Here is a 10,104-nt window from a genome sequence, read left to right as displayed (position 1 = left end):
CCCCCCCCCCCCCCCCCGAGCCTGTTTCGAGCCACACCAGCGGCACACCCGAGCGCATCGCCCAGGCCGCCACCAGCAGCCGCGACGGTTGCACCTTGCCCCGCTCCGCGTTGCTCACCGTCGACCGCGAGACGCCCAATTCTTCCGAGAACGCCTGTTGGTCTAGACCCGTCACCTCGCGGGCCTTGCGCATTCTGTCGGCGAGGGTCCACACCGGCACCATGCCCACATATGACCGTTGCTCACTCATGGGCGCAAGCTTACGCCGTTACGGTTCCACGACCTAGACACGCCGGCCGCTTCCGCGATTGCGCAAGATTGCGCAAAAGCGTAACGTTCGCCGCATGAACAACCCCTTACTCACCGCGGCCCAGGCCGCGGAACGCCTCGGCGTGACCCGAGCCACCGTCAACAAGTGGGCCGCCACCGGCACGCTCCCCACGGCCGACAAGTTCCCCGGCCGCACCGGGCCACGCCTGTTCGACCCCGAGGTCGTCAACGGCCTCAAGGCCGCCGGCACCCTCGGCCGCGCGCGCCACCCCTACAACTGCTCCACCTGTGGCCGCGCGTGCACCTCCACCGCCAAGTGGTACCTCCGGCACGCGCCGAGGTGCCGGCCGTGCATCCGCATCGCCAACGGGTGGCAGTGCCAGCAGTGCGGCAGCACTGACCCCGAACACCCCTCACCCTGCCCCGACGCCCGAAAGGCCGACCAGTGACCACCACCCGCCCATGGCCGGCCATCGCCGGCGTCAGCACCAACCACGGCGCCCTCGTGCTGTTGCGTGAATCCCTCGAGGACTACGCCGCCGGCGTCGCCTACCCGGGCGAGGCCGCGGCCGACCTCGACAAGCGCCTTACCCGTGGCGTCGTTCTGGCCTGCCTCGAGGTCGTCCGGCAAGCAGTCATGCACGGCGCCGGCAACCCTGCCACCGAGGCCAGCCACGCCCGGCACCAGCCGGCCGGCACGCCGGCCGCCAGGACCATCGGCCAACTCGAGGACGTCGTCACCCAGCGCGACCACGGCAACGCCACCTATGCCGACGTCGTCGTTTGCGCCAACCGCGTCGTCAAAACCCTCGCCGATTGGTTGGTCAGGTGAACGCCCGCCCCAAGGCCGACCTCGACGGCACCGTCGCGGCCGTCGACAAGCTCGCCGAGGCCATCAACAAGGGGTGGACCGGCCTAGCGGCCGGCGGCGCCACCATCACCACCGCCGACATCATCGAATGCGCCCGCGCCCTCGTGAACCTGACCGACAAGGTCATCGACCCCACCGAGCGGCATTTCCTGTTCGGCCGGCCCAGTGCATTCAGCAAACCACCCGAGCCGGCGCAGTCATCACTAGGGCAGTGGTGATAAGGAATGCCCAGGACAATTACCCCGAAGGAAGCTGACCGCCGGCGCCGGCATCGGCATTTCATGGACGCCTATTTCGCCGCACGCCATAGCGACCTGTTGCACCTCGAGGCCGCTACCGCGCTCTACCCGGCCGAGGTCGCTGAGTGGATCGAGCGCCACGGCCGGCCGTGGGACCTCGTCATAGCGCACCCGCCCTGCACCTACTTGGCCAACAGTGGCGTCCGATGGTTGCACACCGACCCGACGCGGTGGGCGAAGATGCTCGACGGCGCCGATTTCTTCCGACTCATGTGGGACTTCAAGACGCCCCGACTGTGTGTCGAAAACCCAGTTCAACACCGATACGCGGTCGAGCGTCACGGCATGGGCCGACCTCATCAAACGGTCCAACCGTGGCAGTTCGGCCACCTTGAGACCAAGCGAACTGCCTATTGGCTCCGCGGGTTGCCACCGCTCGCCGAAACGGACAATGTCAAGGCGGCGTTCGACGCAACACCAGTAGCACAACGCTCACGGATTCATTACGCCAGCCCGAGCCCTGACAGGTGGAAGCTCCGTAGCACGAGCTACGCCGGCATAGCCGCGGCGATGGCTGACCAATGGGGCGCCCTGCTCGAGCGGGGGTGCCCGAGGTGACCCGACCATCGACGGCATGGATGGCCGGCGCCGCCTGCCTCGGCCTCGACGGCCGCGACGGCCGCGCCGACTTCCTCGAGGCCAGGGTCGCCGACCAGTTGGGCATGTGCGCGTGGTGCCCGGTGGCCGTCCAGTGCCTCGACTATGCCCGCGCCACCGGCGCCACCGACGTCGTCATGGGCGGCGTGGTCCTGCGCAGCCGGCCACTCACGACCGAGGGCACCTAATGGGCGCCCGGTTGGTCGCCGCGGCCATGTCGGCGACGTGGTCGCACCTCGGCAACCGCGACCGGCTCGTCCTCGTCGCCATGTCCCTCACCGCCCTCGACACCGCCAAGGGTGACCTCGAGGCCGGCCGCTACTACGGCGGTCACGGCTACCTGTCCGTGGCCCTCACCGGCGCCGACGACGACCTCGGCCGGCAGGCCGTCAAGCGGGCCGTCGCAGCCCTCATCAAGGCCGGCGCCATCACCCGCATCGGCGAGGCCGAGGGCCGGTTCATGCGCGCCACCTACCGCATCAGCACCGGCCAACCCATGCTCGTCACCGACGACGCCGGCCCGGCCGAGCCTGTGGAAAACGTGGTGCCTCTCCGGCGCGTGGGGGTCAGCTAGTGACCCCCAAAACGTGACGAGATTGACCCCCAAAACGTGACGAGATTGACCCCCAAATAGGTCACCTAGTGACCCCCATGAGGATAGGAACCAGATAGGAACCATGACTAGGACAGAGAGCAGGACCCAGGCCGAGACTGTGGGAACCTCACCAGCGCCCGCGCCGGCCTGTGCAAAACCCACGCGGCATCGGTCCCTCGGCCGGCAGAACGGCAAGTCACTCGCGGCCGAGCGGGTCGTCCCCGGCGGCACGTCAGCCACGTCGCCGGCTCACCTCGAGCGGGGGTGCTGAAAGGGATGGCAGCGACGAGGGCGCGGCTCGAGACTGTGACCAGGGCGCAGCTTGTCCGGGCCTCACTCATCACCGACGCCCGTATCCTCATCGACCGGGGGTGGTCTGTCGACCGGGCCGCCCGCACCCTCGGCGTCTCCCCGGCCACCATCCGGCGGTGGTTCGACCGTGGCTAAGAACACCATCCGCGACCGGCGGTTCTACGAGGTCACCACGCCGGCAGTGATGCAACGCGACGGCTACCAATGCGTCGCCTGTGGCGCCACCGACGACCTCACCGTCGACCACGTCAAGCCCGTCGACCTGTTCACCGAAGACGATTGGGCCGGGGACCTCGGCCACGACATCGACCAGTGCGTCACCCTGTGCCGTTCATGCAACTCCACCAAGGGCGCCCGAACCAAGTTTCGACTGACGTGGTACTCGCGCCGGTGGTTCCCCGACGGCCTCGGTTTTTTGAGGGACAACGGATCACCCCACCTCCGGCCGACATTTTCACAAAACGAGGCCGAAACATTCGGCATTGTGCCGGATCACTCCGAAAACGTTCCCATCCTGTTCTAATCCGAAAGGATCGACCAATGCCCCGCAGGCAGACCCAAGTGAGCGCCACCAACAAATGGCGCCGCGCCAATCAATCATGGCTCACCGACGACCACGCGCCGCTGTTGCAGCAACTCGACTACCTCGCCCACACCCTCGACAAGGAAATGGCCGCGTCGGGACAGATCAAGGCCGCCACCGGCTCGACCTACCGGCTCACCTTGCAGCAGTTGACCGCCATGAAACCAGGGGCCGGCCAGCCCGAGCCGGCCGACGGCCTCGATAACGACGGCCTGTTCGGTCCTGTCGAGGTGATGTGATGCTCGACGGCCGGCCATGGTCGCCAACCTCCTACACCGCCCCGCTCACCGAGCGTTTCCTCTCCGACGGGCCGCGGTTGGCGCAGTTGGTGGAGCGCCACTACCGCACCGCCGAGGATGGCCTCATCACCCTCGACCAGTGGCAGCGCGAACTGTTCAACCACGTCCTCGAGCGCTACCCGCTCGACTGGCCCGTCGCCGAGTTGCGCGGCCGGCTCCGCTACCGTCAGGTCGTCATCTCCCTCGGCCGGCAGAACGGCAAGTCGCTCATCGGCTCAGCGTTCGCGCTCTATGGCCTGTTGCAGCACTGCAAGGGTCCCAACGTCCTCGGCATCGCCACCACCGTCGACAAGGCCAACATCGTCTATGGCCGCGTCAAGTACGCCATCGACCACGCCCCACCGCTCAAGGCACGCCTCAAGACCTCCGGTACCCGTGGCATCAAGCGCCGCGACGGCGCCGGCGAGTACCAAGTCAAGCCGGCCAGCGACGAGGGCGTCCAGGGTGAGCCGGTCAGCCTCGCCATTGCCGACGAGCTGCACATCATGCGCCCGATCATGTGGGATTCCATCGTCACCGGCCAACGCTCGATGGCCGAGGCGTTGGTCCTCGGCATCACCACCGCCGGCGACGAGGCCAGCGTCCTACTGAAGCGTCTCTACAAGGACGGCCTCGCCGCGGTCGAAGAACCCGCCGGCGACGAGCGGTTCGGGTTCTTCCTGTGGGAGGCGCCCGAGGGCGCCAGCCTCGACAACCCCGACGACATCAAGGCCGCCAACCCCGCGGTCGCCTGTGGCCGTATCCCGGTGGAACGAGTGCAGGCCGACGAGGCCAAAAAGCCCGAGGTCGACGTCATGCGGTTCACGTTCAACCGCTTCGTCAAGTCCGCGACGGCATGGTTGCCCTCGGACAAGTGGCGCGCCACCGCCACCGGTGGCGTACCCGACGCCGCGCTCGCCGACGGCCGCATCGTGTTCGCGTTCGCCCGGACGCCGGCATGGGAACACGCCAGCGTCACCGCGCAGACTATGCGCGACGGCATCCTCTCCACTGAGGTCATCGCCAGCATCGCCAGGGCACGCCGCGCCGACCTCGTCAGCCTCGGCCGCCACCTCGCCGAGCGGTTCCCCAACGCCGCGTTCACGCTCGAGGCCGCGACCCTGTCCACCGTCGGCAAGGAACTACGCGACGCCGGCCTAGAGGTGTGGATGCTCTCGCAATCGGAAATGGCCCAGGCCTCGGCCGGCGCGTTCGCCGCCATCGCCGGCCGGCGCGTCAGCCACGCCGGCGACGCCCTGCTCACCGACCAAATGCCGCACGCGAAACGCAAGCACACCCTCAATGGTGGATGGCGCGTGGTCGCCGGCAGCCATGACGCCGACGCGGTCCTCGCTACCGTGGCCGGCTTGCACGTTGCCGAGGTGCGCCCCGACCCGGAAACGCAACTGTTCTAGTGCCTGACAAGGGCGAACACTGAAAAATGAGCGGGGCGGGCCGAGTATTGCCTCATGGGATTCATGCAGTGGTTGGGATTCAACGACCGGTCGGAAACACCGACCGAGCCGGCGCCCTCGACGTCGACCACCCCTGCCATCCCGACGCGATCCTCGGCCGCGCTCACCCTCGACCGGGCCGTCACTATCCCGGCCGTCTATCGCGCCATCAGCGTCATCGCCACCTCATGCGCTCAACTCGACCTCGACGTCTACCGCGCCGGCCAGGTCATCAGCCCGACCCCGTCGTTGGCGCGCCGGCCCGACGCCTACAAGTCGCTCGGCCGGTTCATCAAGCGGACTGTCGTGGGCATGGCCGGCACCGGCAACGCCTATTGGCGCCGCATCCTCAACGCCGACGGCTCGACCATCAACCTCGAGGTGTTGGACCCGCTCGCCATCTACCACACCCACGACGACCGTGGCCGGCGGTGGTGGCACTACTACAACAACCGCGGCGCCATCCATACCCTCAGCGACGCCGAGGTCGTACACCTCCGCCTGTTGGAAATGCCCGGCCACGTCCTCGGCCTCGGCCCGGTCCAGGCGTGCCGGCAGGCGCTCACCGGCACTCTCGACCTCCGCGCCTACGCCGACGGGTGGTTCAACAGCGCCGGCGTACCCACCGGCGTCCTCAAGACCGACCAGCGGCTCACCGCGGCCGACGCCGACCTCTACCGCGAGCGGTGGCACCAGACCCAGGCCAACCGCGACATCGCGGTCCTCGGCCTCGGCCTCGACTACGCCCCGACCCTGTTGTCACCGGCCGACGCCCAGTTCCTCGAGTCTCAGCAGTTCTCCACGACTGACGTGGCGCGCATGTTCGGCGTGCCGGCGCCCTACCTGCTCGCCGCGGTGGAGGGGTCCAGCATGACCTACGCCAACCTCGAGCAAGTCGACGCCCAGTTCGCCCGCACGACCCTCATGGCCTACCTCGGCGAGATCGAGGACGCCCTCACCGACCAGCTCCCCCACGGCCAGCGCGCCAAGTTCAACCTCGGCGCGTGGTTGCGCCCCGACTCCGGCACCGCGGCCACCATCGCCACCAGCCTCGTCACCGCCGGCATCATCACCCCCGCCGAGGCCCGCCCGAGCCTCGGCTACCACGGCCCGGCGCCCCGCCGCGCCCTCGAGGAGGTTCCACAGTGACCAGCACCACGGCCAGGACGACCACGTTGGGCGTGGTATTCACCGACCGCGCCGGCATCGCCGACGCCCCGACCGGCCGTGCGTTCACCGGCCTAGCGGTGCCCTACAACGTCGACGCCACCGACGCCGGCCTCGCCGAGCGGTTCGCGGCCGGCGCCGTGCCCGACGGCGCCCTCGTCGGCCTCGCCATCTACTACAACCACCAGCGCCAAGCCCTGCCCGTCGGCCGCATCACCGCCCAGCGCAACCGCACCGAGGGCGCCGAAATTGACGTCGACCTCTCCGACACCACCACCGGCCGCGACGTCGCGGTCCTGTTGCGTGACGGCGTCCTCGACAAGTTGTCGATTTCGTTCCTGCCCGAAGAAATGCGCCTCGAGGACGACGGCAGCATCACTCACCTCAAGGTGGCACCCAAGGAGGTCAGCATCGTCGGGTTCCCGGCCTACGAGGCCGCCGGCATTTCCGAGGTGCGCGCCGCGACCACCCCACCGACCCCGACCACCGCCCCAACCACCGAGCCCCAGGAGCACGACACCATGACCACCACCCCCGAACTCGCCGAGCGCGCCGCGTCGCTCGAGGCCGACCGCGACGACCTCGCCCGGCGGCTGTCCCTCATCGAATCCCGCGCCGCCGGCGCCGGCTCGACTACGCCGGCCATCCGGTTCACCTCCCTCGGCGCCCTCGTCAAGGGCCTCGCCGACCGCAGCACCACCATGGACGACCTCAAGGCCGTCCAGGCCGCCTACCACGCCGCGGCCGAGGCGTCGGACCGGGCCATGACCGACGGCGTCCTCGCCGACACCGGCACCCGGCCGGGGTGGATCAACCGCGACATCGCCCTTGTCGACAAGGGCCGGCCGTTGGTCAACCTGTTCAACCGTGAACCGTTGCCCAAGGCCGGCAACAGCATCAGCTACCCCGAACTCTCGGCCACCACCGACGCCACCGGCGACCAGGCCGCCGAGGGTGACGCGCTCGGCCTCGTGACCCTCAAGGTCGCCACCAAGACCGCGCCGGTCGCCACCATCGGCAACCACGCCGTTTTGTCGTTCCAGGCCATCGAGCGCTCGGATGTCGCCTACCTGAACAAGGTGTTGCAGGCTCAGAAGATTTTCTACGGCCGCCACTCCAACAAGAAGGTCCGCGACGCCCTCGTCAACATCACCGGCGCCCAGACCGGCGCCGACATCAGCGCCACCGTCGCCGAGGGCAAGGCATGGACCGAGGCGGTCACCGACGCCGCCGGCCTCATCGACACCAACAGCCTCGGCAAGTCCGCCGAGGTGTTCATCATGGGACTCCACCACTACAAGCTCATGGCCGCAGTCACCGACACCACCGGCCGGCCCATGTTCGTCACCAACGGCGACGGGGTCAACAGCATCGGCAACGTCAACGTCCGCACCCTCACCGGCAACGTCGCGGGCCTGCCCGTCGTGGTCGACCCCACCATCACCGGCCTCAACGGGTTCATCGTCTCCACCGACGCCATCACCAGCCTCGAGGACGGCCCGTGGAACCTCGCCAACGAGGACATCGCCAACCTCACCAAGGGATTCAGCCTCTACGGCTACCAGTCCGTCACCACCGACGACCCCAAGGCCGTCGTCAAGGTCAAGATCACCGCGGCCTGACCGACCCCGGCGGCCCGCGTGACACACCCGCGGGCCGCCGGCACCCCACCGCCCACCACTCACCAGGAGCGCCCACCCCCATGGCCGTCACCGCCGAAACGCTCGCCACCTACATCGGCACCACCCCCGGCGACCCGCACGTAGCCCCCGCGCTCGCCGAGGCTCAGGCCATCCTCAACGACGTCCTCGCCACGCCGTGGCGCCCCATCCCCGCCGACGTCCTCGATCAGGTGACCCACGAGGTCGCCCACGAGATTTACCGACGTCGAGACAGCCCATCGGGTGCCTCGCAGTTCGCCGAGTTCGGTACTGGGCAGGCCGTGCGCGCCCCGCGTGACCCGCTCGCCCAGTCGTGGCCGATCATCCGGCGCTACGTGGGGGCGTTCTAGTGGGCGTCATCAGCGACCTCGCCGCCGCCCTCGCCGCCGACCTCGGCGAGGTCACCGGGTGGCGCGTGGTCGACCACGTACCGGCGCGGGTGGCGCCGCCGGTGGTCATCCTCGCCTCGGCCGACCCATGGCTCACCCCAGGCGACACGTTCGGCACATGGCAGGCCAACTACGAGGCGCAATTGGTGGCCGGCATCGGCACCAACGACGTCATCATCGACGCCCTCGCCGGCGCCGCGGTCGCCATCCTCGCCTACCTGCCCGACCGTTGGGCCATCGCCCATGTGTCGGCGCCATGGCGGGCCACCATCAACGACGCCGAGGCGCCTGTTGTCACCATCCCCATCACCGCCACCATCACCCTCTAAAGGAAGGCCTTGACCCATGGCAACCTCGTCCCGGTTGCGCGGCAACCGCAACCCCATCTTCACCATCGCCCTCGTCAACGAGGCCACCGGCGCCGCCGGCGCCGCCGGCAGCTACGCCGACGACCTCAAGAGCTACGACCTCACCCCCGCCGACAAGGCCGGCGACGACCTCACGTTCTACGAGGCCGCGGCCGGTGTCGGCAAGGACTGGACCCTCAAGGTCACCACCATCGTCAGCTACGACGAGGGCAGCCTCTACAAGTTCTGCGCCGAGAACGCCGGCGAGGTTGAGATCGTCCTCGGCCCGTGGGGGAACGCCACCCCGTCGACCACCCAGCCGCATCGGGTGCTTCGCGCCACCCTGCCCGGCAAGCCCGGCATCAGCAACGAGGCCGGCACCGACCCTGTCGGCGCCGACATCGAGCTTGAGTTCAAGGGCACCAGCGACGCCGAGTTCAAGACCGCGCTCTAAGCGGGGGCCCAGACCATGACTGTCCGGGTTGAGGGATTGCGCGCCACCGTGCGCAACCTCGAGAAGTTCGGCGCCGAGGTAGGTGACCTCAAGGACGTTATGAGCCGTGCCGGCGACATCGTCGTCGGCGAGGCCAAGCGCCTCGTCACCGTCCGCAGTGGCCGACTCCAAGGCAGTATCCGCACCGGCAAGGGCAAGAACAAGGCCACCGTCCGCGCCGGCTCGGCGCGGGTGCCCTACGCCGGCGCCAACAACTACGGCCGCGGCTCATTCCGCGGCTCACTGTGGCTCGAGCGTGCCGGCAGCGCACGCCGCGCCCAGGTCGCCGAGGTCGTCAACGACGGCCTCGCCGACATCGCCAAACGTCTCGACCTCATCTAGAAAGGCTCCACCCATGGCATCAGTGGCACACCTCATCAAGCAGATCCCCGCGTTGCGGTGGCGCATGGTCCAGCAGCGCTACGGCGTCGACTTCGAGAACATCGACAACGACCCCATCGTCGGCCTCATCATCGCCGCCAACGAGGTCCACCGGCAGGCCAACAACGGCCGCGACGCCTATGAGACGTTCGAGGCGATGCCACTCCCCGACCTCGCGGCCTACGTCACCCAGCACACCGCCGGCGGCCAGGACGACGACGAGGCCGACGCCGAGGCCGAGGCCGAGGCCGACAAAAGTGGACCGCCGATGGGTTGAGCGGCGCGCCCGGTGGTGTCTCATCACCGGCCAATCGCCGGCCATCTATGACGCCATGAGCCTCGAGGAAATTGAGGTGTGGCTACGCGTCTACAACGACCTACACAAGCGCTAGAACCAGATCAGGAGG

18 protein-coding genes are annotated in these 10,104 nt (G+C 68.7%); 17 read left to right on the top strand and 1 reads right to left on the bottom strand.

Annotated features, from left to right (window positions below; genetic code table 11):
* Window positions 1–250 (bottom strand): helix-turn-helix domain-containing protein (locus tag ACQCX5_RS14470; RefSeq protein WP_434542745.1); only part of this gene is annotated, 250 nt, incomplete at its 3' end.
* A gap of 94 nt (window positions 251–344) precedes the next feature.
* On the opposite strand from ACQCX5_RS14470, the gene ACQCX5_RS14465 reads away from it, so the two are divergent.
* The 17 genes from ACQCX5_RS14465 (at window position 345) to ACQCX5_RS14385 (ending at window position 9,974) form a co-directional block, all read left to right on the top strand.
* Complete coding sequence (locus tag ACQCX5_RS14465; RefSeq protein WP_434542744.1) at window positions 345–719, top strand: helix-turn-helix transcriptional regulator; 375 nt, start codon at window positions 345–347, stop codon at window positions 717–719.
* Window positions 716–1,102, top strand: a complete 387-nt coding sequence (locus tag ACQCX5_RS14460; protein ID WP_434542743.1) for a hypothetical protein — start codon at window positions 716–718, stop codon at window positions 1,100–1,102. The genes ACQCX5_RS14465 and ACQCX5_RS14460 overlap by 4 nt, the downstream gene beginning before the upstream one ends.
* Window positions 1,099–1,359, top strand: coding sequence for a hypothetical protein (locus tag ACQCX5_RS14455; protein WP_434542742.1), 261 nt, complete (start codon window positions 1,099–1,101; stop codon window positions 1,357–1,359). Before ACQCX5_RS14460 ends, ACQCX5_RS14455 begins: the two co-directional genes overlap by 4 nt.
* 63 nt (window positions 1,360–1,422) lie before the next feature.
* Window positions 1,423–1,998, top strand: a complete 576-nt coding sequence (locus ACQCX5_RS14450; protein WP_434542741.1) for a hypothetical protein — start codon at window positions 1,423–1,425, stop codon at window positions 1,996–1,998.
* Window positions 1,995–2,225 carry a WhiB family transcriptional regulator gene (locus ACQCX5_RS14445; protein ID WP_434542740.1) on the top strand — a complete coding sequence of 77 codons (231 nt, stop codon included), beginning with the start codon at window positions 1,995–1,997 and terminating at the stop codon, window positions 2,223–2,225. The genes ACQCX5_RS14450 and ACQCX5_RS14445 overlap by 4 nt, the downstream gene beginning before the upstream one ends.
* Complete coding sequence (locus tag ACQCX5_RS14440) at window positions 2,225–2,611, top strand: hypothetical protein (RefSeq protein WP_434542739.1); 387 nt, start codon at window positions 2,225–2,227, stop codon at window positions 2,609–2,611. Before ACQCX5_RS14445 ends, ACQCX5_RS14440 begins: the two co-directional genes overlap by 1 nt.
* Before the next feature lie 297 nt (window positions 2,612–2,908).
* Entirely contained in the window at window positions 2,909–3,079 is a 171-nt protein-coding gene (locus ACQCX5_RS14435; RefSeq protein WP_434542738.1) for a helix-turn-helix domain-containing protein, read from the top strand.
* Window positions 3,072–3,467 carry an HNH endonuclease gene (locus tag ACQCX5_RS14430; protein ID WP_434542737.1) on the top strand — a complete coding sequence of 132 codons (396 nt, stop codon included), beginning with the start codon at window positions 3,072–3,074 and terminating at the stop codon, window positions 3,465–3,467. Before ACQCX5_RS14435 ends, ACQCX5_RS14430 begins: the two co-directional genes overlap by 8 nt.
* 38 nt (window positions 3,468–3,505) lie before the next feature.
* A complete protein-coding gene (locus ACQCX5_RS14425; protein ID WP_434542736.1) occupies window positions 3,506–3,766 on the top strand; it encodes a hypothetical protein in 261 nt (86 codons plus the stop codon).
* Complete coding sequence (locus ACQCX5_RS14420; protein ID WP_434542751.1) at window positions 3,766–5,220, top strand: terminase large subunit domain-containing protein; 1,455 nt, start codon at window positions 3,766–3,768, stop codon at window positions 5,218–5,220. The genes ACQCX5_RS14425 and ACQCX5_RS14420 overlap by 1 nt, the downstream gene beginning before the upstream one ends.
* A gap of 54 nt (window positions 5,221–5,274) precedes the next feature.
* A complete protein-coding gene (locus ACQCX5_RS14415) occupies window positions 5,275–6,408 on the top strand; it encodes a phage portal protein (protein WP_434542735.1) in 1,134 nt (377 codons plus the stop codon).
* The gene (locus ACQCX5_RS14410; RefSeq protein ID WP_434542734.1) at window positions 6,405–8,048 is read left to right on the top strand and encodes an HK97 family phage prohead protease; all 1,644 of its coding nucleotides are present in this window, start codon (window positions 6,405–6,407) and stop codon (window positions 8,046–8,048) included. Before ACQCX5_RS14415 ends, ACQCX5_RS14410 begins: the two co-directional genes overlap by 4 nt.
* A gap of 80 nt (window positions 8,049–8,128) precedes the next feature.
* Window positions 8,129–8,437 carry a hypothetical protein gene (locus tag ACQCX5_RS14405; RefSeq protein WP_434542733.1) on the top strand — a complete coding sequence of 103 codons (309 nt, stop codon included), beginning with the start codon at window positions 8,129–8,131 and terminating at the stop codon, window positions 8,435–8,437.
* A complete protein-coding gene (locus ACQCX5_RS14400; protein WP_434542732.1) occupies window positions 8,437–8,805 on the top strand; it encodes a hypothetical protein in 369 nt (122 codons plus the stop codon). Before ACQCX5_RS14405 ends, ACQCX5_RS14400 begins: the two co-directional genes overlap by 1 nt.
* 16 nt (window positions 8,806–8,821) lie before the next feature.
* Window positions 8,822–9,277, top strand: coding sequence for a hypothetical protein (locus tag ACQCX5_RS14395; protein ID WP_434542731.1), 456 nt, complete (start codon window positions 8,822–8,824; stop codon window positions 9,275–9,277).
* Between the two features lie 15 nt (window positions 9,278–9,292).
* Complete coding sequence (locus ACQCX5_RS14390) at window positions 9,293–9,658, top strand: HK97 gp10 family phage protein (protein ID WP_434542730.1); 366 nt, start codon at window positions 9,293–9,295, stop codon at window positions 9,656–9,658.
* A 13-nt stretch (window positions 9,659–9,671) separates the two neighbouring features.
* Window positions 9,672–9,974: a hypothetical protein gene (locus ACQCX5_RS14385; protein ID WP_434542729.1), complete on the top strand. Its 303-nt coding sequence runs from the start codon at window positions 9,672–9,674 to the stop codon at window positions 9,972–9,974.
* The last annotated feature ends 130 nt before the right edge of the window (window positions 9,975–10,104 follow it).

This window comes from Aestuariimicrobium sp. G57, assembly GCF_050110855.1.
Taxonomy (GTDB): domain Bacteria; phylum Actinomycetota; class Actinomycetes; order Propionibacteriales; family Propionibacteriaceae; genus Aestuariimicrobium.
Note: the sequence above shows the minus strand (reverse complement) of the source record. Positions and strands in the feature narration are given on the sequence as shown.